This window comes from Micromonospora sp. NPDC048907 (genome assembly GCF_055586885.1).
In genome coordinates this window covers 26301-49233 of record NZ_JBVJHI010000002.1, presented here as the reverse complement: position 1 = coordinate 49233, position 22933 = coordinate 26301, and the positions used below count along the sequence as shown (strand labels likewise).

25 protein-coding genes are annotated in these 22933 nt (G+C 71.8%); 17 read left to right on the top strand and 8 right to left on the bottom strand.

All coding sequences use genetic code 11. The annotated features are described in order from the left end of the window. Positions 1-2 precede the first annotated feature (2 nt). Both ACZ6PY_RS05390 and ACZ6PY_RS05385 read left to right on the top strand, forming a co-directional pair. On the top strand, positions 3-323 hold the full coding sequence (locus ACZ6PY_RS05390; protein WP_425189802.1) for a DMT family transporter: 321 nt from the start codon (positions 3-5) through the stop codon (positions 321-323). Positions 324-368: 45 nt separating this feature from the next. Continuing rightward, positions 369-731 (top strand): DMT family transporter, encoded by a 363-nt coding sequence (locus ACZ6PY_RS05385; protein WP_449851731.1) that lies wholly within the window; start codon positions 369-371, stop codon positions 729-731. A 693-nt stretch (positions 732-1424) separates the two neighbouring features. On the opposite strand, the gene ACZ6PY_RS05380 is transcribed toward ACZ6PY_RS05385, so the two are convergent. Together ACZ6PY_RS05380 and ACZ6PY_RS05375 are read right to left on the bottom strand one after the other, a co-directional pair. Then, positions 1425-1988, bottom strand: a complete 564-nt coding sequence (locus ACZ6PY_RS05380; protein ID WP_466069514.1) for a TetR/AcrR family transcriptional regulator — start codon at positions 1986-1988, stop codon at positions 1425-1427. Continuing rightward, on the bottom strand, positions 1978-2439 hold the full coding sequence (locus ACZ6PY_RS05375; protein ID WP_466069512.1) for an SRPBCC family protein: 462 nt from the start codon (positions 2437-2439) through the stop codon (positions 1978-1980). Before ACZ6PY_RS05375 ends, ACZ6PY_RS05380 begins: the two co-directional genes overlap by 11 nt. A gap of 222 nt (positions 2440-2661) precedes the next feature. Here ACZ6PY_RS05375 and ACZ6PY_RS05370 point away from each other — a divergent pair, with 222 nt between their 5' ends. Further along, positions 2662-3174, top strand: coding sequence for a polyketide cyclase (locus ACZ6PY_RS05370; RefSeq protein ID WP_466069510.1), 513 nt, complete (start codon positions 2662-2664; stop codon positions 3172-3174). Between the two features lie 260 nt (positions 3175-3434). Here the strand turns inward: ACZ6PY_RS05370 and ACZ6PY_RS05365 are convergent, their stop codons facing one another. The 4 genes from ACZ6PY_RS05365 to ACZ6PY_RS05350 all read right to left on the bottom strand — a co-directional run bounded on the left by ACZ6PY_RS05365 (position 3435) and on the right by ACZ6PY_RS05350 (position 7474). Next, positions 3435-4421: a quinone oxidoreductase family protein gene (locus ACZ6PY_RS05365; protein ID WP_466069509.1), complete on the bottom strand. Its 987-nt coding sequence runs from the start codon at positions 4419-4421 to the stop codon at positions 3435-3437. 43 nt (positions 4422-4464) lie between these two features. After that, complete coding sequence (locus ACZ6PY_RS05360) at positions 4465-5331, bottom strand: helix-turn-helix transcriptional regulator (protein ID WP_466069507.1); 867 nt, start codon at positions 5329-5331, stop codon at positions 4465-4467. 153 nt (positions 5332-5484) lie between these two features. Beyond that, positions 5485-5937 carry a nuclear transport factor 2 family protein gene (locus ACZ6PY_RS05355; protein ID WP_466069505.1) on the bottom strand — a complete coding sequence of 151 codons (453 nt, stop codon included), beginning with the start codon at positions 5935-5937 and terminating at the stop codon, positions 5485-5487. 733 nt (positions 5938-6670) lie between these two features. Further along, the gene (locus ACZ6PY_RS05350; RefSeq protein ID WP_466069503.1) at positions 6671-7474 is read right to left on the bottom strand and encodes a GNAT family N-acetyltransferase; all 804 of its coding nucleotides are present in this window, start codon (positions 7472-7474) and stop codon (positions 6671-6673) included. 182 nt (positions 7475-7656) lie between these two features. Between ACZ6PY_RS05350 and ACZ6PY_RS05345 the strand changes: the two genes are divergently transcribed. After that, positions 7657-8544: a LysR family transcriptional regulator gene (locus ACZ6PY_RS05345; RefSeq protein ID WP_466069501.1), complete on the top strand. Its 888-nt coding sequence runs from the start codon at positions 7657-7659 to the stop codon at positions 8542-8544. 115 nt (positions 8545-8659) lie between these two features. Next, positions 8660-9145 carry a hypothetical protein gene (locus ACZ6PY_RS05340; protein ID WP_466069499.1) on the top strand — a complete coding sequence of 162 codons (486 nt, stop codon included), beginning with the start codon at positions 8660-8662 and terminating at the stop codon, positions 9143-9145. Positions 9146-9359: 214 nt separating this feature from the next. Here the strand turns inward: ACZ6PY_RS05340 and ACZ6PY_RS05335 are convergent, their stop codons facing one another. Then, positions 9360-9533: a hypothetical protein gene (locus ACZ6PY_RS05335; RefSeq protein ID WP_466069497.1), complete on the bottom strand. Its 174-nt coding sequence runs from the start codon at positions 9531-9533 to the stop codon at positions 9360-9362. A gap of 116 nt (positions 9534-9649) precedes the next feature. Here ACZ6PY_RS05335 and ACZ6PY_RS05330 point away from each other — a divergent pair, with 116 nt between their 5' ends. From ACZ6PY_RS05330 to ACZ6PY_RS05305, 6 genes are all read left to right on the top strand, one after another. After that, entirely contained in the window at positions 9650-10063 is a 414-nt protein-coding gene (locus ACZ6PY_RS05330) for a DUF6069 family protein (protein ID WP_466069495.1), read from the top strand. Positions 10064-10104: 41 nt separating this feature from the next. Continuing rightward, positions 10105-10458: a YciI family protein gene (locus ACZ6PY_RS05325; RefSeq protein WP_466069494.1), complete on the top strand. Its 354-nt coding sequence runs from the start codon at positions 10105-10107 to the stop codon at positions 10456-10458. Between the two features lie 19 nt (positions 10459-10477). Beyond that, positions 10478-11677 (top strand): RNA polymerase sigma factor, encoded by a 1200-nt coding sequence (locus ACZ6PY_RS05320; RefSeq protein ID WP_466069492.1) that lies wholly within the window; start codon positions 10478-10480, stop codon positions 11675-11677. Continuing rightward, complete coding sequence (locus ACZ6PY_RS05315; protein WP_466069490.1) at positions 11674-11829, top strand: hypothetical protein; 156 nt, start codon at positions 11674-11676, stop codon at positions 11827-11829. The genes ACZ6PY_RS05320 and ACZ6PY_RS05315 overlap by 4 nt, the downstream gene beginning before the upstream one ends. Further along, a complete protein-coding gene (locus tag ACZ6PY_RS05310) occupies positions 11819-12091 on the top strand; it encodes a dihydrofolate reductase family protein (RefSeq protein ID WP_466069488.1) in 273 nt (90 codons plus the stop codon). Before ACZ6PY_RS05315 ends, ACZ6PY_RS05310 begins: the two co-directional genes overlap by 11 nt. Before the next feature lie 174 nt (positions 12092-12265). Next, positions 12266-13453 (top strand): low temperature requirement protein A, encoded by a 1188-nt coding sequence (locus ACZ6PY_RS05305; RefSeq protein WP_466069486.1) that lies wholly within the window; start codon positions 12266-12268, stop codon positions 13451-13453. Between the two features lie 6 nt (positions 13454-13459). Here ACZ6PY_RS05305 and ACZ6PY_RS05300 read toward each other — a convergent pair whose 3' ends face one another. Continuing rightward, complete coding sequence (locus ACZ6PY_RS05300) at positions 13460-13954, bottom strand: nucleoside deaminase (RefSeq protein ID WP_466069484.1); 495 nt, start codon at positions 13952-13954, stop codon at positions 13460-13462. A gap of 254 nt (positions 13955-14208) precedes the next feature. Between ACZ6PY_RS05300 and aceB the strand changes: the two genes are divergently transcribed. The 6 genes from aceB (at position 14209) to ACZ6PY_RS05270 (ending at position 22884) form a co-directional block, all read left to right on the top strand. Next, entirely contained in the window at positions 14209-15792 is a 1584-nt protein-coding gene (gene aceB / locus ACZ6PY_RS05295) for a malate synthase A (protein WP_466069482.1), read from the top strand. Positions 15793-15819: 27 nt separating this feature from the next. Continuing rightward, entirely contained in the window at positions 15820-17292 is a 1473-nt protein-coding gene (locus ACZ6PY_RS05290; RefSeq protein ID WP_466069480.1) for an FAD-linked oxidase C-terminal domain-containing protein, read from the top strand. Further along, positions 17292-18560 carry an FAD-binding oxidoreductase gene (locus ACZ6PY_RS05285; protein ID WP_466069478.1) on the top strand — a complete coding sequence of 423 codons (1269 nt, stop codon included), beginning with the start codon at positions 17292-17294 and terminating at the stop codon, positions 18558-18560. The genes ACZ6PY_RS05290 and ACZ6PY_RS05285 overlap by 1 nt, the downstream gene beginning before the upstream one ends. Next, positions 18560-19981 (top strand): (Fe-S)-binding protein, encoded by a 1422-nt coding sequence (locus ACZ6PY_RS05280; protein WP_466069476.1) that lies wholly within the window; start codon positions 18560-18562, stop codon positions 19979-19981. The genes ACZ6PY_RS05285 and ACZ6PY_RS05280 overlap by 1 nt, the downstream gene beginning before the upstream one ends. A gap of 55 nt (positions 19982-20036) precedes the next feature. Then, entirely contained in the window at positions 20037-21920 is a 1884-nt protein-coding gene (locus ACZ6PY_RS05275; protein ID WP_466069474.1) for an L-lactate permease, read from the top strand. A gap of 190 nt (positions 21921-22110) precedes the next feature. Beyond that, positions 22111-22884, top strand: coding sequence for a (Fe-S)-binding protein (locus ACZ6PY_RS05270; RefSeq protein WP_466069472.1), 774 nt, complete (start codon positions 22111-22113; stop codon positions 22882-22884). The last annotated feature ends 49 nt before the right edge of the window (positions 22885-22933 follow it).

Here is a 22933-nt window from a genome sequence, read left to right as displayed (position 1 = left end):
CCATGCACTGGCTCTACCTCTCGATCGCGATCGTCTTCGAGATCGCTGTCGCGATCTGTGCAGGCAAAGCCCAAGGCTTCGCACACCGTGGCTGGACCATCGCCACGCTCCTCACCGGCGGGCTGGGCACCTACTTCCTCAGCCGGGCGCTGCTCACCTTCGACGTCGGGGTCGGCTATGCCGTGTGGACCTCGCTCGCCGGCATCGGCATCACCTTGCTCGGTGCGCTGCTCTTCGGACAGCGACTCACCTGGCGCAAAGCCATCGGCATCGCCCTCGTCATCGGCGGAGTCGCAGGTCTGCAGCTCACCGGCGCCGCCTGACCCGGCGACAGGACGCCACCCACCCCACCATGAAAGGAACGCCACATGACGACACCGCCGCACTCCTCGCGCGCCGCTTGGCTCACCCTGCTCCTGGCCGGAGCCTTCGAGGTCGGTTACGCACTGTCAGTCGGTGGCAGTCGCGGTTTCACCGTCTGGCACTGGTCACTCGTAGCCGTCGTGTTCTTCCTGCTCACCCTCTGGGCCCTCAGCCTCGCTCTGCGCAGCATCGAAGTCAGCATCGGCTACGCCGTGTGGGCAGGAATCGGCGCTGCCGGAGCCGCACTACTAGGCCCCGTGTTCTTCAACGAAACCCTCACCCCAGCCAAGGCCGGATGGCTCGCCCTCATCATTGCCGGCGCCGTCTGGCTCAAGCTCGCCGACCGCCCTGGCGAACGGACCAACTAGCTCCACCGGCCTACGGTCGCGTTCCCGCCTCGACCCAAGGGCATCGCATCGCGCGCCCACGGAGCTTGACCTCGAAGGGCCAACGGCCTTCCACCGCTGGCCCTTCGAGCCATCACCATGGCGTCCAGATCGGGCCGATGCAGGGCGACCTCGCCTGTCCCTGAGGGAACCGCAGGCAGGAAGCCCGCGAGACAGGCAGAACACCGTCCGCGCGCGGGCACCGTTTGGCCGCGCCGGGCAAGGGCTGCCGCTACTTGCAGCTCACCCGCGTGCACACTCGGAGAAACCACCGGTGCCGGTTGCTGGTCGAAGCCTGTTATAGGTCCTGTCGAATCGGTAGAGGTCGCCGCTTGTCGTGATCACCGACGTGCAGTCGAGCCAGGGGTCGCCGCGGCTGCCGGAGATGTTGAGGGCGTAGCCGGACTCGTGGGGCTGCGCCGCCGGGACATGCCGGTGGCGTAAACGCGATTAGGTCGAAGGCCGCGCGACACGACTCGGGCGGCCTTCGACCGGTTCGACAGCCTGCTTGCGGGCTGTTCCCTCCCCGCTCTCCGGCGGAGCAGGCCGACCGCCTCGGCGGCGAACCGTGACGCGGCGCGCCTGTCACCCCTGCTGAGACAGCTCCGGGCGAGCACGGTGAGGCCGGCCCCTCGACCTGAGCCACTCGTCGTCCATCTCGACCCTGAACCCGCTTCAGGTCGAAGGAGGCGCGGTCACCAATTGTGCGAACAGTTCAGCAACACCGTCGAGCAGTTCACGGTCGCCGGTGATGAGCAGGTCCAGTAGCAGGCCGCGGGCCACGGCGAGGCCGAGCCGGGCACGTTGACGGGCGTCGGCCGGCTCGAATCCGAGCTGGATGAACATTTCTTCGACAGGCCCGGCCCACGCAGCAATGACGGACGCGCGGAACGACTCCGTCCACGACCGCCCGTACAGCGCCTGCGAGTAGATCTCGAAGAAGAGCCGCTCCGCCGGCGCCAGTGCCGGATCAGCCAGCCGCCGCCAGAACCAACGGTTCACCTCGACCGGGTCGTCGACCTCGGTCGCGAACGAGGCGAGCGCGAGCCGTTGCTCGGCCTCGATGCGCCGGACGACCTCGGCGAGCAGGCCTTCCCGGCTGCCGAAGTGGTAGATCAGCATACGGTGGCTCGTGCCTGTGCCCGCTGCGATCTCGCGCAGGCTGAGCTGGCTGAACCCGCCCTGCTTCAGGAAATCTACGCACCGGTCGAGCAGCGCATCGCGGGCGTCACCGCCCACCGGTGGACGCCGTACCCTCGTCTGCTGGCGCCTGCGCCTCGGCGGCCGCCTTGGTCCCCGCCGCCTCCATCCGAACGTACCGCCGGGTCTTGCCGGTGATGAACAACCCGACCAGCCAGGCGAGGGCGCCACTCTGCCGGATGCCGAGGGTGATCGTGGTCGTCCCGTCCGGGTTCGCCCTCAGCCGGTGGTAACCGAGCGTGTGAACACCGGGGCTCTTCGCTTCCCACTCGAAGGATTCGCCTTCGCGGACGTCGCTGACCCGCCACACCCCCGGTGGCAGGCCCGGCTGTCGGATGCGGAAGCGGTTGCCCACCGCGAGCACGGGAGCATCGAGCGGCTCGACGGCTGTCATGGACTTCGTCCATTTCGGATACGCCGTCACGTTCGCCAGGGCCGCCCATGCGCGGTCCAGGCCGGCACTGGTCGTCGTGCTTTCTTCGTAATTCATGTACCAGATGGTACATGGTCGGGCGATGCCGTTACCAGGCCGCACGCCTCGCGGGCCGAAACGTTCGGCGCACCACCCGCACGGCACCCGTTTCGTCCGGGACGTCCTGGCCGCTGCCCGGCTCGGGCGCGCCGAGTCGGTGAGCTTCCCGGCGGTGTCTTGACACAGAGGGGAGCCAGATCCGGACGCCCGGGCGCCGCCGACCCGGTGGAAGATGGGTGCATGATCGGTAACCGGTGGGGCGTGACTAACAGTGAGATGTTGCGGTCCTATCCGTGCGACGACTTCGTCTCCTCACCCGCCCTGCAGGCGTGGCGGGGGGTTGGGGTTGAGGCGCCCGCCGAAGCGGTGTGGCCGTGGGTTGCCCAAGTGAGGCTTGCGCCGTACTCCTATGACTGGATCGACAACCTCGGCCACCGCTCGCCTCGACAGCTGGTGGGCCTACCCGAGCCTCAAGTCGGAGAAGCATTCACCACTGCTGGCGGACGGAAGCGGGGCAGGATCGTCTCGGTCGACCCCGGCAAACAGCTGACGGGCACCATCATGGGTGCCTACATGTCCTACGTCCTCGTGCCCGAGGAGCAGAACAAGACGCGTTTGCTGCTCAAGGTCGTCATGCAGACGACCCGCTGGGCCGCGCTCGGGCTGTCCGTCGGCGACCTGGTCATGGCTCGACGGCAGTTGCTGAACCTGAAGCAACTTGCCGAGCACCACCAGCGCATGGCCAGGGGCTGAAGACCAGGCGCGCGTTCATCGGCAAGTGGATGACCGGCACAAAAGCCGTCGCGGACGGCCGGCGTCACGGTCCGTATCCGGCATGCTTTAGGCCAGGGCCATCACCCACACCTGACTCACCCCCGCGAGGTGGCCGAGGATCTCGCTGACGGACTCTTGCGGGACGGAGGTGGTGGTCCGACCCGGCTGGGTCGCTGTGCGGAGAGCCCAGCCGGCGGTCGGGAGCACGGTCGGTAAGCCGGCACTACGCCCATGACCGGTCAGTCATGCCGCTCCACCTGGAGCACGAGCTTGCCGGTGGTAGCGCCGGATTCGATTCGGCGGTGCGCCTCAGCGGCCCGGTCCAGCGCCAGCACCTCCACCCCGACCCGTAGCCGACCGGTTGCCGCTGCCGTCACCGCGCGGCGCAGCACACGGCCCACCTCGGCGGGGAAGGCGGCGGAGAAGGCGGCCAGGTTGAAACCGGACACCGTCTTGTTCGTGAACCACAACCGGTTCGCCGGGATACCGACATCCTCGGCTCCGGACGCGTTCCCCATCACCACCAGGCGTCCCATCGGGGCCAGCCGGTCCAGGCTGGCGTGCCGAGCCGGGCCTCCGACCATGTCGACCACGACGTCGAACTCACCCGCCGTCGCGAGTTGGTCCCGCACGATCACTTCGTCATAGCCGAAGGCTTTGGCCGCCGGAATCTTGGCGTCGCTGCTGACCGTGCCGACGACCCGTCCGGCACCGAGCAGCCGGGCGGCCTGCCCGAGCTGACTGCCCACCCCACCCGCCGCGGCGTGAACCAGGACGGTCTCGCCCGGCTCGATGCGGGCCACCCGATCGAGCACCAGGAAGGCGGTGGTGCTGTTGGAAGGCAACGCGGCGGCCAGGGCCAGGTCGATCTCCAGGTCGTCGAGCGGGGCCACCAGGTCCGCCGATGTGGTCACCACCTCGGCATAACCGCCGCTGTCGACGATCGTCAGGGCGGCCACCCGCTGGCCCACCGACAGATCCTCGACGCCCGCGCCGAGGGCGCGGATCCGGCCGGAAACCTCGATGCCGGGCACGAACGGCAACGGTACGTCCACCACGCCCCGCCGGTAGAGGACCTCGGCGAAGTTGGCTCCCGCGTACGCCACGTCGATGGCCACCTGTCCCGGACCCGGCTGCGGGACGGGCACCTCGTCGAGGCGGAGGACCTCGGCCGAGCCGAACTCCGGGATGGTGACGGCTTTCATGAACGTCTCCTGGTTGGTCATGCGCCGATCGTGCGGCAACCGCGGGAGGCGAGACAGAGTCAGCTCATCCTGGGTGTGTCACCACCAGGCTGCGTTGGCGCATCAACTGTTCCAGCCGGGCGTCGGTGCCGGTGCCCGGGCGCGGGTTGTGCAGGATCAAATTGTGGTCCGGCAGCTGCGGGAGCGGCAGCAGTGTGGCGTCGAAGACCAGCGTCCCGGCGTCGGGATGGTCGACGGCCTTCACCGCGTTCGTGTGCTCACCCACGTCGTGGCGATCCCACAGCTCGGCGAACTCCGGACTCGCGGCGGCCAGTTCCGCGGCGATCCGATCGAACTCCGGGTCGTCCGGGTGGCGGGCGGCGTCGGCGCGGAAGCTGGCCGCCACGGCCGGTGCCGTCTCGGCCCAATGCTGGTGACGGATCCGGTAGCGGGCGTTGGTGAAGAACGAGATGAGGCAGTTGTGGTCGATGTCGCCGTAGCCGAACACCAACCGGGCCGAGTCGTTGACGGCCACGAAGTTCCAGTGCCGGTCGCGGATGTAGCCCGGCCGCGGTGCCCAGGCATCCAGCAGCCGTAGCAGTTCCGGCGAGGCCGGCAGCGAGGGCTCGGATCGCGCCTCCGGCGGGTTGAGGCCGGCCAGCCGGTAGAGGTGGGCACGCTCGACCGGGTCCAGGCGAAGCGTGCGGCCGACCGCGTCGAGGACGTCCTCGGACACCTTGATGTCGCGGCCCTGCTCCAGCCACGTGTACCAGGACACTCCCACGCCGGCCAGCACGGCGACCTCCTCGCGCCGCAGCCCGGGAGTCCGCCGGCGCCCGGCGTCGGGCAGGCCGACATCGCCCGGCGACAGACGGGCCCGCCGGCTCCGCAGAAACTCACGCAGCTCAGCCTGCCGCCGGTCACTCGAGGAAGGCGCGTTCGAACCGTTCACGTCGACCAGCCTATGAGGCGGACCCCTTCGACCGGCGCCCCGGCACCGGCCTCAGCAGGAGATCCCACACACGGTCCACCGCGGCGCCCACGTGATCTGAACCCCTGGTGTCGGCGGTGCCTGTGACATGAAGGGGTGCCATGAGCAGACGTTTCAGGAGCCGTTCGGCGGGTGTGCTGTGCAGACGTCAGCGATTGCGGCGGTGTCCCAGTAGAAAGGATGAACCTCGGTGATCCGCCCACCCTCAACGGTGATCGTCTGCAAGATCGGGAAATCGAGTTCGCGTCCGGTGGTTCGGGCGCGTGCGTGGACGTAGGTCAGTACGACGAGTGGACTGGTGGTGGCCAGAAAGTGCTGTTCGACCATCTCGAAGACGTCCCACGTCTGGCTCATCGCGAGGAAGAACCGTTCCATACCTTCATGTCCCCGCCAGGTGCCCCCGTACGGGAGGCTTGTTGCCTGGTGAAGCACGACGTCCGGCGAAAAGAACGGTGCGAGGGGCCCGAAGTCCGCGGTGCCTGGTCCGCCTGCGGCGAGGTACTTCGTTTCGGCCGCGTACATGCCCTGCAGCACGGCCAGGTCGGTCAATGTCGAACGCGTGATCATGCTTAACAGACTGGCCGACGACGTCCGAATGCGCTGGCGAAAATCGGTCGTCTCGTTTCGCGGACTCTATCCACTGATTGCGGCTGGGCAGCGGCCCTCGGTGGATGCGCGGCCGGTGTCAGAGGGTCTCCAGCAGGAGTTGCTCTCCCGCGGTGATCAGCCCCGGGACGTAGACCCCGATGCTCAACGGCCGGCCGGCCGCTCGTGATGCGCCGCCACCCCGTCCCCAGTTCCGCGATGACCCGCCGCCAGTACCCCTGGGGTGGCGAACTGGCCGTTGAGGTAGACCACCGCGACACCGGGGCCGCCGGTGTCGGTGACGGCCAGGGCCGTGTCGCCGACCGGAACCATGCCGGTCCACGCCGTACGGGTCGAAGAGGTGCTGTTCGGTCGGGTGGCTGGGGTTGAGGGGCCGCCGCCGCCGACGCCGTCGGCGGTGGCGGGACGGCCCCCGGGTCCACGCCCGGAGGCCCTGTCCGCTCGCGTCGAGGTATCCCGGCGGGGCCCTGGCGCCGGCCGGTGCCGCCCGGCGACACCTCCACGGATACCGGGACACCGGTGGGGTGGTTCGAGGAACGAGCCGGCCCACCCGGTCCTGCACGAGATCCGATCGGTCGTGAAGCGGTCGTCGACCGGTGGCGTGCGTACACAGGGCGGTGGCGGCGAGCAGCCACGGTCTCGGGCTGGTCATGACGAACCTCATTCCGATGGTGCGCGTCCCCGGTGTCCGCGGTCAGGACAGGGCGAGTTCGTAGCGGTGCGTTCGCCGGAGGGGACGGAAGCCGAGGTGCCTGCGTGTGGCGAGCAGACGTCGGTCGTCCTCGGCGCCTACCGCCTCGATCTCGGCGACGTGGGGGTGGACCTCGCGCAGTCGCTGGATCAAGGCGGCGGTGACCCAGCGGCCCAGCGGCCGCCCGCGGTGGCCGGGGAGCACGGCCGGTCCGTACTGGTGGGCGCGGGGCGTGGCGCGCGCGCCGACGACCGCCAGTGCGTAGGCCGCCAGGTCACCGTCCGCGTCGGCGGCGGTCAGCAGGGCGTTGCCGGGACGGCTCGGGCTTCGGAGCAGCTCGTCGACCCCAGGTGCGTCGGCGAGGTCGCCGGTCCAGTGGGTCAGGCGGTATCCGGGAGGCTCGGCGTCGACCAGTTCACCCAGCCACGCCTGGTGCACGTCACAGTAGGTGAGCAGGTCGTGGCGCCGGGACCGGGTGTACCGGAAGCCGTGCCGCAGGCAGAACGCCTCGCCCGGTGAGCCCGCGGCCACGTCCAGCACCAGGCGCGGCTCGGTGGCGTGCTCCCGGACCGCGGTCAGGAGCCGCGAGCCGACTCCCCGCCTCCGCCACTCCGGCTCCACGTACAGTCGCAGCTCGGCCGCGCCCGGATCGGCGGCCGGGTGGCTGGGCGGCAGGACGTCGAGCCCGAGTGGGCTGATCGGCCACAGGGCGGCGGTACCGACCACCGACCCGTGTGCCGCCAGGGCCCGCCAGCGCGAGGTCCGGGGCTGACCCGGCACCGCCGCGACGTCGACCAGTGCTTCCATGGCCACCACGATCGCCCGGCCCCCGGATGCCGAACAATGCGAAAGATCGAATGGCCGGATAAGCCGGTGGTTATCGCGCCCGCTCCGTGGCTCCGCGGTCGCGTCCCCGCCACGACCGTAGACTTCTGGGCCGCATACGCCGTGCGGGATGCGGACGCGTCGCGTGCGGGGGAGGGGGCCGGGTGGAGCTGCGCGACATCGAGATCTTTCTGACGTTGGCCACGGAGCTGCACTTCGGCCGTACGGCCGAACGCCTACGGGTGTCGCAGGCGCGGGTCAGCCAGTCGATCAAGCAGCAGGAGCGCCGGATCGGCGGCGCCCTGTTCGAGCGGACCAGCCGCAGCGTGCGGCTCACCCCGCTCGGCGCGCAGCTTCGTGCCCGGCTCGACGCGGGCTACCGCGAGATCATGGCCGGCATCGACGAGGCTGTCGCCGCCGCACGCGGGCAGGTCGGCACGCTGACCGTCGGCACGTTCGACGCGCACGCCCAGGAGATCGGGGCCGTTCTCGACCTGTTCCGGCAGCGGCATCCGCAGTGTGAGCTGCGCCTGCGCGAGATCCTCCCGAGCGACCCGTTCGGCGGGCTGCGGTCCGGCCGCGTGGACGTGGGGGTGCTCTGGCTACCGGTCCGCGAGCCCGACCTCGTCGTGGGGCCAGAGTTGTTCACCGAGCCGCTGGTGCTCGCCGTCGCACCCGGTCATCCACTGGCCGGCCGCGACCGGGTCGAGATGGAGGATCTCGGCGACCATCCGGTGGTGTATCCGGACGGCCCCATCCCGGACTACGTGTGGGAGGGGCACACCCCGTCCGTGACACCGGCCGGGAGGCCGATCCGGTCCGGAGCCCCCGTGGCCACCCTCGCGGAGGCCTTCGCGGCGATCAGCGGGGGCGAGGTCGTCTCCCCCATCGGGTCGTACTCGGCCGTCACGCGGCTGCGTCGGGACATCACCTTCCTGCCCATCACCGACGGACCGGTCCTGCGGTACGCGCCGGTGTGGCGCAGCGCCGGCGAGACACCTCTGGTCCGCGCCTTCCTCCGCGCCGCCGCCGACGCCCCGGCCGGCGGCTGAGGCTTTCCAGCGGGCAGTCTTCGTGATCATTCGGTGGAACGGCGCGTCCATCCGCTGTATATAGAGTGCGGTGATCGCATAACGCGGCACCGACCCTCTAGATTGGACCGTCCTCTTGAGACTTTCCATTGTTCGGCTGCGCCAGAAGCTGAACCGGGCTTTCCGGCGCGGCGCGGTCCTGATGGTGGCCGCCCTGGTCGCTGTGTTCGCCCTGCCGGCCGCGGCCATGGCCGAAGACAACTACTACAAGACGTGCGAGTACGACTATGCGAGTTGCCAGACCGGCGTGGCGGCCGGGCTGGTGGAAGGCCAGTGCATGACGGCGGGCCTGAGTTACGGATCCACGTCGGTCTGCGTGGACTACGACGGCGACTACGTCTACGTCAGGGATGGCAGGGCCGACGGCTACGCCGCGATCGGCTACGTCGGCTCTGCCAACGGCGTCAGCGACCGCCTCTGCCGGAACAACCACGGCTACGGCACCTGGGTCAGGTGCAACTTCGACTGGGCCGAGGCAGGCTCGCATTCGGCGTCCGGTGGCTACCTGGAGCAGTACTACATCATGGACCTCAGCTACCTCTGGTCCTGGTCCGGCAAGTAGCGGCCCGCGTCGGCTCGGGCCGGCGCCGCCGCCGGCAGGCCGCCGCCGTGCTGACCGCAGGAGTGCCGCAGGCCGCGCCTGCGGCACCCCCTGCTCCTCAGCCAGGACAGCACCCAGGCGTTCAGCGGCCAGATCAACGCCTGGACGTCCTGCTCGCCGTACGGCCCGTTCACCCGGAAGACCGGCGTCTACTACCGTCCCCGGTTCTTCCGGTTCACCCTCGGCTGACGCCGCCGACCCGGATCGGGCTCCGGGCGCGCCGTAACAGCGCGGCGGGCGGCTGCGCGCGCATGCTGGGTTCGGACGGTCCGCGCGGCTCATCGGTGCCGCGGGTCACCGGCTTGTCGTCGGCTCGTCCGTCGTGCGCGGGAACCACCTCGGTGAACACCGGAGGCGAAATTCTTCGAAGAAAATGTGGGCGTGCTGTCGATTGGGGTGGGTTCTCTTCGTCGTCCTGGTGAGAGCCCGGCACCGAGCCGGTCCACACACCCACTGGAGGGCACGATGACCACCACTGTGAACACGACCCACGCCACCGCCTCGACCTTCGGTGCGCTGATCCGGACCGGTGTCGTGGCCGCGGTCGCCGCGAGCGCCGCCACCATGGCCGTCGCCGCCGCCGGCCACGGGGCGGGGGTCAGCCTCGACCTGGCCGGCGCCCCGATCCCGGTGGCGGGGTTCGGCGTGCTGACCGTTGTCTTCTCGCTGATCGGCGTGGTCATCGCCGCGCTGCTGTCCCGTTTCGCCCGGCGCCCGCGGCGGACGTTCGTCCGCACGACGCTGGTGCTGACGGTCCTGTCGCTGGTGCCGGACGTGATCGCCGACGCCGGGGTGGCCACCAAGGTGCTGCTGATGCTCACCCACCTGGTCGCGGCCGCGATCATGATCCCCGCCGTCGCGCGCCGGCTGGCCGCCTGACCTGTCACTGTCCCACCGTCGAGCTACCGGAGGATCGCGTCATGAAGCAGTATCTGCTGTCCGTGCACTTCGTCGAGGGCGCGCCGGCGCCGTCCGACGAGGAGATGCAGACGGTGTTCAGGGAGACCGATCGGATCAACGACGAACTGCGGGCCGCGGGTGCCTGGGTCTTCGGGGGAGGGCTCCTGTCGCCGGACAGCGCCACTGTCGTCCGGGTCGAGAACGGCAGCACCACCATGAGCGATGGGCCGTTCGCCGAGACGAAGGAGCACATCGCCGGATTCTGGGTCATCAAGTGTGCGGATCTGGACGAGGCGCTGGCCTGGGCCGAGAAGTGCGCGGCGGCGTGCGGGCCGGTCGAGGTGCGCCCGTTCGACGACCTGTCCCAGGCCTGAACGGGAGCCGGTCACGGTCATGGACCTGGCGAGCATCTACCGGGCGGAGTACGGCCGCTGCGTCGCCACCCTGGCCCGCGTCCTCGGTGACCTCGACCTCGCCGAGGAGGCGGTCCAGGACGCCTTCGCCACGGCGCTGCAGAAGTGGCAGTCCCCGCCGGCGAACCCGGGCGCCTGGATCGTGACCGCCGCACGCAACCGGGCCGTCGACCGGCTTCGCCGGGAGTCGACCCGCGAGGCCCGGCACGCCCAGGCCCTGCTGCTGCGCCAACCGGACGAGCCCCAGGAGGTGGGACCGGTGAAAGACGACCAGCTGCGACTCATCTTCACCTGCTGCCACCCGGCCCTCGCTCCGGAGGCGCGGACCGCCCTCACGCTCCGCCTGCTCGGCGGTCTCGACGTACCGGAGATCGCCCGGGCCTACCTGATCCAGGAGGCGACCGTCGCCCAGCGGATCGTGCGCGCCAAGAAGAAGATCCGCGACGCCGGCATCCCCTACCGGGTTCCCGCCGAACACGAGCTGCCGGACCGGCTGCCGCCCGTGCTCACCGTGCTCTACCTGATGTTCAACGAGGGCTACGCGTCCACCGCCGGGCCGCTGATCAGAACGGACTTGTGCACCGAGGCGATCCGGCTCGCCCGGGAGCTGGCCGCGTTGATGCCGGACGAGCCCGAGGTCCTCGGCCTGCTCGCCCTGCTGCTGCTGACCGAGGCGCGCCGCCCGGCCCGGCTCGGCCCGACCGGCGAACTGGTCCCGCTGACCGACCAGGACCGGTCACTGTGGGACCGGGCGCTCATCGCCGAGGGCCACGACCTGGTCCGCCGTTGCCTGCGGCGTGGTCGGCCGGGTCCGTACCAGATCCAGGCCGCGATCAGCGCGGTGCACACCGACGGCGCCGCCACGGACTGGCCGCAGGTCCTGGCACTGTACGACCAGCTCCTCGCGCTCGTGCCGACCCCGGTCGTCGCGCTCAACCGTGCGGTCGCCGTCGCCGAGGTGCACGGGCCGGCGGTGGCCCTCGCCGCGCTGGAGGACATCGACCTCCCGGCCTACCACCGGCTGCCCGCCACCCGGGCCGAACTGCTGGCCCGGCTCGGACGCGAGGCGGAGGCCCGAGCCGCCTACGACCAGGCCGTGGCGCTGGCCACCAACGAGACCGAGCGCGCCTTCCTGCAGACCCGTCGTACGGAACTCACTCGCGCAAGGGGAACATCATGACCGCCACCTACACCTTCGACGTCTTCTCCAGCCTCGATGGCTTCGGCACCAACAGCGGCAGCTGGGGCGGCTACTGGGGTGAGCAGGCCGGTGGTGTCGAGCACGCTGCAAGGACCGCTCGACTGGCCGGACGCGACCGTCGTGGGCGGTGACGTCGTCGACGTCGTCGCCCGGCTCAAGGAGGAGTCCGCGGTGCCCTTGCGCTCGCACGGCAGCCTGTCGTTGAATCGGGCGCTGATGGCCGCCGGTCTGGTCGACCGCGTCCAGGTGACCATCTTCCCGGTGATCAGCGGTCAGACCGGGACGGAACCCGTTTTCCAGGGGGCGGCCGACTTCGACCTGGAGCTGCTGGAGAGCCGGACACTCGACGGTCGCACCCAGGAGCTCATCTACCGGCCCGCCCTGCACCTGTGAATCCCACCGGTCGTCCGATGGGCCGACACGCTGGGCTCGGGCCGGAGCATCGACCATGTTCCGGATCGGGCTGTGCGTCCACCGCGGCGGCCCGGGCCGGATAGTGCGGCAACGCCTTACCCACCCCTCCGGACATGGTACGAATTGGTCGGGATTGTCCGGAGAGACGGGGCGGTGGCACGGGCGCGGTCGGGGTGGATCCTGCGCGATCAGGAGAGCCCCCGCCGGATCTCCTACCTGGAGCTCCTCTTCGACCTGGGCCTCATCGTCGCGCTCATGCGGCTGACCGACCGGCTGACCGGCAGCCTCGGCTGGAATCACGCGCTGGAAACGGTGGTCCTGCTCGCCGCGATCTGGTGGGTCTGGACGGTCACCGCGTACACCACCGACTGGTACGACCCCAAGCTGCCGATAGTCCAGTGGATCGTCCTCGGCGTGCTGCTCGGCGGACTGCTGATGTCACTCGCCATCAGCAGCGCGTTCGAGGGGGCCGACGGGATCGCCTTCGCCGGGGCGTACGTGGGCCTGCACCTCTGGCGCGGGCTCATCCTCGTCACCGCCCTGCGCGGTCACGCCCTGCAGAGGCGGCCGATGCGGGTGTTGATCTGGTTCTGCCTGACCGGCGTGCTCTGGCTGGTCGGTGCGTTCCTGCCAAGCTCGGCCCGGCTGGTGGTCTGGGCGGTGGCGATCACGGCGGACTTCGCGGTCGGCCTCTTCGGTTATCCGCTGCCCCGGCTCGGCCGTTCGAACGCCGAGGAGCTGCGGGTGGGCGGCGAGCACCTTGCGGAACGCTACCGGCAGATGTTCATCGTGACGCTGGGCGAGATCATCCTGGTCGGGGCGAGGCAATATGGTGACGCTCCGTTCGCGTCCCTGCGGACGGCCGGGGTGGTCCTGCTCTTCGTCATGACCGTGACGATGTGGCGGATCTACATCGTCTACGTCGCCGACCATCTCGCCACCGGGATCGACAAGGCCACCGACCCCGGCCGGATCGCGCTGGTCGCGGCGTACGCGCATCTGGTCATGGTGGCCGGGGTGGTGCTGGTCGCCGCCGGTGGCGACCTGGTCGCCAGGGACCCCGTCGGCGAGGTCAACTCCACCGAGTTGGCCATCGTGGCCGCCGGACCGCTGGTGTTCCTCGCCGGCCGCTCCGTGTACGCGCTGGTGGTGTTCCGGTCTCTGCCGTGGCGGCTGCCCATCGGCGTGGCCGTCCTGTCGCTGGCGGCGCCGCTGATGCGAGGACTGCCGCTGCTCGCGGTCGCCGCCGTCATGACCGCCGGGATGATGGCGATCGCCTTCATCCCACATCGGGGCCAACCGGTGTACCGCACCCGCTGGCACATCCGTACCCGCTGGTGACGGTCCCTACTGCGCCACGCGCCGGTTCGCCGCGCGTTCGTGCAGGAGCCGCATCTCCTCGTCGAGTGGAGCGACCGGGCCGGCAACCGGGACACCCGGCGCGACGGTGGTGACGGGAAGCACGGCCACCGGCCCGGCCGGCAGGCCCCACTCCGCCCGCCAGGCGGCGAGCTGCGAGCTCGACGCGGCGTAGACGATACGGCCGAGCCCGACCCACGCGTGGGCGGCCGCGCACATCGGGCAGTGCTCGCCCGAGGTGTAGACGGTCGCGGCGGCCCGCGCCGGCGGCGGCAGGTGTCCGGCCGCCCACTGCGCCAGGGCGAGCTCGGGATGCGCCGTGGGGTCCGCCGAGGACGTCTCCCGGTTCCGGGCCTCCGCCAACACGTCTCCGCTCGCGCCGACCAGGACCGACCCGAACGGGTCGTCGCCCTCCGTCAGGGCTTCCGCGGCCAGCGCCACGCAACGCCGCAGATGAGTGATGTCCTGTCGGTCAGTCGTCATGGTCGGCTCTCCCCCCGAACGTGCGATCATCGCCAGCTTCGCAGACGCGGCGAGCGCCCCGCGACGCGGATGGCGGCGGCCCCCGACCCGACCGTTCGCCGTTCACCGCAGGTCCGGCACCGCTCGCCGCAGTGGATCGACCGTTCCCGGCGACTGTGCCGTCACTCAACTCGCGGCCATGACCAGCGAGAACTACAGTCGGCTGGAGCACCACCGGATAGATCGCGACACATATCACGGTGAGGAGCGAGTCGATGGCCAACCCTGACGGCATCGAGGTCACCGGGCCGATGCACCCCCGGTACGACGAGATTCTCACCCCCGAGGCGTTGCGCTTCCTCGCCGACCTGCACCGCGCCTTCGACGCCCGCCGCCGCGAGCTGCTCGACCGGCGCAAGCGGCGCGAGGCCGAGTTGGCCGGCGGCGCGCTGTTCGACTTCCTCCCCGAGACCCGGGAGGTCCGCGAGTCCGACTGGCGGGTCGCCGACCCCGCGCCGGGCCTGGTCGACCGCCGGGTGGAGATCACCGGCCCGACGGACGCCAAAATGACCATCAACGCGCTGAACTCCGGGGCGAAGGTGTGGCTGGCCGACCACGAGGACGCCAACACCCCGCTCTGGGAGAACGTCATCTCCGGCCAGCTCAACCTGCGCGACGCGATCGACCGCAAGCTCGACTTCACCTCGCCCGACGGCAAGCAGTACGCCCTGCACGACGGTGAGCTGGCCACCATCGTGGTCCGGCCGCGCGGCTGGCACCTCACCGAGAAGCACATCCTGGTCGACGGCGAGCGCACCTCCGGCAGCCTCGTCGACTTCGGCCTCTACTTCTTCCACTGCGCCCGCCGGCAGCTCGACCGCGGCGCCGGCCCCTACTTCTACCTGCCCAAGATGGAGAGCCACCTCGAGGCGCGACTGTGGAACGACGTCTTCCTGCTCGCCCAGGAGCGCCTCGGCGTCCCCCGCGGCACCATCCGGGCCACCGTGCTGATCGAGACGTTCCCGGCCGCGTTCGAGATGGACGAGATCCTCTACGAGCTACGCGAGCACTCCGCCGGGCTGAACGCCGGCCGGTGGGACTACATGTTCAGCGTGATCAAGAAGTTCCGCACCCGGGGCGCCGACTTCCTGCTGCCCGACCGGAACTCGGTGACCATGACCGTGCCGTTCATGCGCGCGTACACCGAACTGCTCGTGCGGACCTGCCACCGGCGGGGGGCGCACGCCATCGGCGGGATGGCCGCGTTCATCCCCAGCCGCCGCGACCCGCAGGTCAACGAGACGGCGCTGGCGAAGGTCCGGGACGACAAGACGCGGGAGGCCACCGACGGGTTCGACGGCTCCTGGGTCGCCCACCCCGACCTGGTGCCGATCTGCCGGGAGGTCTTCGACCAGGTCCTCGGCGAGCGGCCGAACCAGCTCGACCGCACCCGCGACGAGGTCCGGGTGACCGCCGCCGACCTGCTCGACGTCCGGTCCACCCCGGGGCAGCACACCGAGGGCGGGCTGCGCAACGCGGTGAGCGTCGGCGTGCAGTACCTGGCCACCTGGCTGCGGGGCTCCGGCGCGGTGGCCATCTACAACCTCATGGAGGACGCGGCCACCGCCGAGATCTCGCGCAGCCAGGTGTGGCAGTGGCTGCACAACGACGTCACCCTCGACGACACCGGTGAGCGGGTCACCCGGGAGCTGGTCGAACGGATCGCCGACGAGGAGATCGGGAAACTACCCGGTGCTCCGGGTGACTACGCCGACGCCCGGGCGCTGTTCCTGGAGGTCGCCGTCGTCGACGAGTTCGCCGATTTCCTGACCGTGCCCGCGTACGAACGGATGCCCTGACCGACGGCCGACGACGCGGAGGTGGCGATGAGCACGACCACGACGGACCTCGACGCTCTCGCCGCCGCCCTGCGGGCCGCCATCGGCGCCGACCGGGTGATCAGCGACCGGCAGGAGCTGCGCACCTACGAGTGCGACGGGCTGGCCCAGTACAAGGTGATCCCCGCGCTGGTGGCGCTCCCGGCGGACGCGGAGCAGTGCGCCGCCGTCGTGCGGGCCTGCGTGGCCGCGGGTACGCCGTTCGTGGCCCGCGGCTCCGGCACCGGGCTCTCCGGCGGCGCCCTGCCCCGCGCCGACGGCGTCCTCGTGGTCGCCTCGCAGATGCGGGACATCCTGGAGATCGCCCCGGACGACGAGCGCGCGGTGGTGCAGCCCGGCGTGATCAACCTGGCGGTCACCCGGGCCGCGACCCCGCACGGCTACTACTACGCGCCGGACCCGTCCAGCCAGCAGATCTGCTCCATCGGCGGGAACGTGGCGGAGAACTCGGGCGGCGCCCACTGCCTGAAGTACGGCTTCACCACCAACCACGTCCTCGGCGTCGAGCTGGTCACCCCGGACGGCGACCGGGTACGCCTCGGCGGCCGCGCCCCCGACGCCCCCGGCTACGACCTGCTCGGCGCGTTCGTCGGTTCCGAGGGCACGCTCGGCATCGCCACCGAGGTGACCGTCCGGCTGACCCGGCTGCCCGAGTCGGTGCGCACCCTGCTCGCCGCGTTCGAGACGACCGACCAGGCCGGCGCGGCGACCTCGGCGATCATCGCGGCCGGGGTGGTGCCGGCGGCCGTGGAGATGATGGACGCCCTGGCCATCGAGGCGGCCGAGGCAGCGGTGCACTGCGGCTACCCGGCCGGCGCCGGGGCGGTGCTCATCGTCGAGCTGGACGGGCCGGAACCGGAGGTCGCCGCCCAGTTCGCGCAGGTGGAGCGCCTGTGCCGGGAGAACCGGGCGTTCGAGATCCGGATCGCCGCCGACGACGCCGAGCGGGCGCTGTTCTGGAAGGGGCGCAAGTCCGCGTTCGCCGCAGTGGGCCGGATCAGTCCGGACTACATCGTCCAGGACGGGGTGATCCCGCGGACCGCCCTGTCGGAGGTGCTGCGCCGCATCGGCGAGCTCTCCGCCGAGCGCGGCATCCGGGTGGCGAACGTCTTCCACGCCGGCGACGGCAACCTGCACCCGCTGGTCCTCTTCGACGCCGCCGTCGACGGCGAGACCGTCCGCGCCGAGGAGGTCTCCGGCGCGATCCTCGACCTCTGCGTCACCCACGGCGGCTCGATCACCGGCGAGCACGGCGTGGGCATGGACAAGGCGAAGTACATGCCCCGCATGTTCACCGACGACGACCTGGACACGATGCAGCTGCTGCGCTGCGCGTTCGACCCGGACGGGCTGGCCAACCCCGGCAAGGTCTTCCCGACGCCCCGCCTCTGCGGCGAGGTGCCGGGCCGACGCAAGGGGGTCCACCCGGCGCAGGAGGCCGGCCTGGCGGAGGTGTTCTGATGCCCGCCGACCGGACCCTCGATCAGCTCCGCGCCGCCGCCGGGGCCCGCCCCGACGACGGCCCGGTCGTCCGCACCGCCGGCGAGCACGACACCGTCGCCGGGGTGGCGGCCCGCCACGTCGCCGCGCCCCGGGACACCGGCCAGGCCGCCGCCCTGCTGCGCGCGGCAGCCGCGCTCGACCTGGCCGTCGCGTTCCGCGGCGGGGGCACCAAGCAGGACTGGGGGAGTCCACCCCGTCGACTCGACCTGATCCTCGACACCACCGCCCTGACCGGGGTGGTCGAGCACGCCGCCGGCGACCTGATCACCGTGGTCCGGGCCGGCACCCGCCTCGACGAGCTGCCGGCCACCCTGGCCGGCGCCGGGCAGCAGCTCGCCCTCGACGCGCCGCTGCCCGGCGGCACCGTCGGGGGCGCCGTCGCCACCAACACGAGCGGCCCGCGGCGGATGCTCTACGGAACGGTCCGCGACCTGCTCATCGGGGTCACCCTGGTGCGCGCCGACGGGGTGGTGGCGCACGCCGGCGGCAAGGTGGTCAAGAACGTCGCCGGCTACGACCTGGGCAAGCTGGTCACCGGCGCGTACGGCACGCTCGGGCTGATCACCGAGTGCGCGTTCCGGCTGCACCCGCTGCCCGCCGCCGTCGCCTACGTCTCCCGCGCCGTGGACGACCCGGCCGAGGCCGGACGCCTGGCCGGCACGGTACGGGCGGCCCAGCTCGTACCCACCGCGCTGGAGGTGGACGCGCCGGCCGGCGGGCCGGCGACGGTCACCCTGCTGCTGGAGGGCACCCCGGCCGGGGTGACCGCCCGGGCCGCCGCGGCACGCCGGCTGCTCGGCGCCGACGCCACCGACGCCGACCAGCCGCCCGACGGCTGGGCGCGCTACCCGTGGCGGGACGGGGACGTCGGCCTGAAGCTGACCGCCGCGCTCTCCGGCGTACCCCGGCTGCTGACCGAGGCCCGCGCCGCGGCCGACCGGCACGACCTGCCGCTGGCGCTGCGCGGTTCGGCCGGCGTCGGTGTCCTCTACGCCGGCCTGCCCGGCGCGTCCGACCCGGAGCGGGTCGCCGCCCTGGTGGACGCGCTGCGGGCGGCGACCGCCGCCGGCGGCGGGCACACGGTGGTGCTCACCGCACCCGCGCCCGTGCGGGACCGGGTCGACCTGTGGGGACCGGTACACGGCCTGGAGCTGATGCGCCGGGTCAAGCAGCGCTTCGACCCGGACGCCCGGCTGGCGCCCGGCCGATTCGTGGGAGGGATCTGATGAGCATCCCCCAGCAGCCCGGCCCGACCCCGGTCACCTCACCCGGCGGAAGCCAGCCGGCCAGCGGTCCCCGGGACGTGCTCGGCGCGGCCGCCCAGCCGTCCGGCGTCGGCGCCTTCGACGAGCACCACCCGCCGTCCGCCGAGCTCGTCGCGGACTGCGTGCACTGCGGCTTCTGCCTGCCCACCTGCCCGACCTATGTGCTGTGGGGCGAGGAGATGGACTCGCCGCGCGGCCGGATCTACCTGATGAAGCAGGGGTTGGAGGGCGAGCCGCTCGCCGACTCCATGGTCACCCACTTCGACCGCTGCCTCGGCTGCATGTCCTGCGTGACCGCCTGCCCGTCGGGTGTGCAGTACGACCGGCTCATCGAGGCCACCCGGCAGCAGGTCGAACGCCGGCACCGCCGCGGACCCCGGGAGCGGGCGCTGCGGGCGGCCATCTTCGCGCTCTTCCCGTACCGGAGGCGGCTGCGGCTGCTGCGCGGGCCGCTGCGCGCGTACCAGGCCACCGGCCTGCCCAGGCTGGTCCGCCGCAGCGGGCTGCTGCGCCGGCTGGCACCCACCCTGGCGGCGGTGGAGTCGCTGGCCCCCCGGCTGGGCCGGGCCACCCGCCCGCCGCAGCGGGTGGCCGCCGTCGGCACCCGGCGGGCCGTGGTCGGCATGCTCACCGGCTGCGTGCAGGGCGCCTTCTTCCCCGAGGTGAACGCCGCCACCGCACGGGTGCTCGCCGCCGAGGGCTGCGAGGTGGTGATCCTGCCCGACCGGCAGGGCTGCTGCGGGGCGCTGAGCGTGCACAACGGACGGGAGGAGGAGGCGCGCCGCTTCGCCCGCCGGATGGTGGACACGTTCGCCGCCGCCGGCATCGACTACTTCGTGGTCAACGCGGCCGGCTGCGGCTCCACCCTCAAGGAGTACGGCGACCTGCTGCGGGACGACCCCCGGTACGCGGCGCTCGCCGCCGACTTCGCCGGCAGGGTCCGCGACCTCTCCGAGGTGCTCGTCGAGCTCGGTCCGGTCGCCACCCGGCACCCGCTGCCGGTGACGGTCGCCTACCACGACGCCTGCCACCTGGCCCACGCCCAGGGGGTCCGCGCGCAGCCCCGCCGGCTGCTGCGCGACATCCCCGGGCTGGAGCTGCGGGAGATCGCCGATCCGGAGATCTGCTGCGGCTCGGCGGGCATCTGGAACATCCTCCAGCCCGGGCCGGCCGCCGAACTCGGCGACCGCAAGGCCCGCACCGTACTGGCCACCGGGGCGCGGCTGCTCGTCACCGCCAACCCCGGCTGCCTGATGCAGGTCGCCGCCTCGGTGACCCGCGCCGGCGGCGACATCGCGCTGGCACACACCGCCCAGGTCCTCGACGCCTCGATCCGCGGACGAGGGGTCGAGGACCTGCTGCACCAGCGAGCCCCGTCCTGACGGCGGGATCCACCCTCACCGCTGACCCCCGTCCCCCATAGCGTCGAGGTGACCCATGTTCGACCAGTTCAAGGTCCTCACCGATCCCGTCGGTGACTCCGTCGCGCTCTCGGCCATCTTCGCGGTCCTACCCCTGCTCACCCTCTTCGTCCTGCTCGGCGTCATGAAGGTCAAGGCCTGGCTGGCCGGCGTCATCTCCCTCGTGGTCGCCCTGATCGTGGCCGTCGCCGTCTACGCCATGCCGGTCGGGCAGGCCGTGCTCTCGGCCACCGAGGGCGCCGCCTTCGGCTTCTTCCCGATCCTCTGGATCGTCATCAACGCGATCTGGGTCTACAACCTCACCGTCGAGAGCGGGCACTTCGACGTGCTGCGCCGCTCCTTCGAACGGGTCAGCCCGGACATGCGAGTCCAGGCCATCATCATCGCGTTCTGCTTCGGTGCGCTGCTGGAGGCCCTCGCGGGCTTCGGCACGCCGGTGGCGATCACCGTGGTGATGCTGATGGCGCTCGGGTTCCGCCCGATCCACGCCGCCTCGGTGTCGCTGCTCGCCAACACCGCGCCGGTGGCCTTCGGCGCGCTCGCCACCCCGATCGTCACGCTGGCCAGCGTCAGCAGCGGCGCGAACCCCGACCCCCGGCTCACCGTCGACACCCTCGGCGCGATGGTCGGCCGGCAGACCCCGATCCTCGCGGTGGTCGTACCGCTGATGCTGGTGGCCCTCGTCGACGGGCGGCGCGGCATCCGCCAGACCTGGCCGGCCGCGCTGGTCGCCGGGGTGAGCTTCGGCCTGGCACAGTTCGTCGCGGCGAACTACATCTCGGTGCCGCTGACCGACATCGTCGCCGCGCTGGTCTCGGCCGCCGCCGTGGTGCTGCTGGTCCGCGTCTGGCGCCCGGTCACCCCCGCCGACCTCGGCCGCGAGCCGGCGGCCGCCACCGTGCCGGCAGCCCGCGGGGCGGTCGAGGCGGAGCTGGCCGGCCCCGGCACGGTCCACGCCGCCGCCGGCACCCGCGCCGACACGACCAGCACCGCCGCCCCCGGACTGGGCGGTTCCGGTGGGGAGACCCCGCCGGGTGTTCCGCGCATCGACGAGACCGCTACCGCCGACCGGCACCGCGGCGACGACGACCTGGAGCCGCGACCCACCGACCAGGCGCGCGCCGCCACGGCGGGCGGCCGGCGGGTCGCGGACACCCCGGCCGAGGTCGCCCGGGCGTACGCGCCCTACCTGATCATCATCGCGATCTTCTCCATCGCCAACCTCGGCGCCGTGAAGACGGCCCTGGCGAAGGAGCCGTGGACGGTGAAGTTCCCCTGGCCGGGGCTGGACATCCTGGGCGGCGACGGCAAGCCGCTGTCCTCGATGACGTTCACCCTGAACTGGCTGCCCGCGGCGGGCACCCTCATGATCCTCGCCGGCATCCTGACGGCGCTGGTGCTGCGGGTCTCGCCGGGCCGGGCGCTGCGCGCGTACGGCCGCACCTACGTGGAGCTGCGCTACGCGATCGTCACGGTGATGGCGGTGCTCGCCCTGGCATACGTGATGAACCAGTCCGGCCAGACCAACACCCTCGGCGCGTTCCTCGCCGCGGCCGGCGGGGCGTTCGTCTTCCTGTCGGCGATCCTCGGCTGGATCGGTGTCGCGGTGACCGGCTCGGACACCTCCGCCAACGCGCTGTTCGGCGCGCTGCAGGTGCAGACGGCGGCCCGGGCCGGGCTGGACCCGCTGCTGCTGGCCGCGGCCAACTCGTCCGGCGGGGTGCTGGGCAAGATGATCAGCCCGCAGAACCTGGCGATCGCCGCCGCCGCGGTCGGCATGGCCGGCCGGGAGGGGGAGATCTTCCGGAAGGTGTTCGGCTGGAGTCTCGTGCTGCTGCTGTTCATGTGCGTGCTGGTCGCGCTCCAGGGCTCCCCGGTCCTCAGCTGGATGGTGCCGTGACCGGGACCGGCGACCCGGGACGGGCCACCCGAAGCGGCGGACCGTGGAGAGGTGAGCACCGCGGCCGGGCCGGCGGAGGCCGGCCGGCACGACGGCCCTCCCCGCGCGGGACCCGGCACCTCGCCCGACCCGAGCCGCGACGCGACCAGGCGGCCCGGCGGCCCGCCGACGACCGGACGGATGGCTGAGGATGCGGATCGCCCTGTTCGTGACCTGCCTCGCCGACACCCTCTTCCCGGAGGCGGCCAAGGCGACGGTACGGCTGCTGGAGCGGCTGGGCCACGAGGTGGTCTTCCCCGAGGACCAGACGTGCTGCGGGCAGATGCACGTCAACACCGGCTACCCGGACGAGGCGTTGCGGCTGGTCCGCCGGCACGTGCGGGTGTTCGCCCCGTACGACGTGGTGGTGGCGCCGTCCGGCTCGTGTGTGGGGTCGGTGCGGCACCAGCACGCGATGGTGGCGCGCCGGGCCGGTGACGAGCGGCTGGCGAGCCGGGCGGAGGAGGTGGCCGCGCGGACGCACGAGCTGTCGGAACTGCTGGTGGACGTGCTCGGGGTGACCGACGTCGGGGCGTACTTCCCGCACCGGGTGACGTACCACCCGACGTGTCACTCGCTGCGGATGATCCGGGTCGGGGACCGGCCGCTGCGGCTGCTGCGCGCGGTGCGCGGTCTGGAGCTCGTGGAGCTGCCGCAGGCGGAGCAGTGCTGCGGCTTCGGCGGCACGTTCGCGGTGAAGAACGCGGACACCTCGACGGCGATGTTGGCGGACAAGATGCGCCACGTGCTGGCCACGAGGGCTGACGTGTGCACCGCCGGGGACGCGTCCTGCCTCATGCACATCGGCGGCGGGCTGTCCCGGCTGCGGGCCGGGGTGCGGACGGTGCACCTTGCGGAGATCCTGGCCAGCACCGAGGCGGACGCCCGCGGCGCCGGCCGGGACGTCGCGGGGGTGGCCCGGTGACCGCCGCGCCCGGGCCCGCCGACGCCACCGGCCGGGGGACCACGTTCCT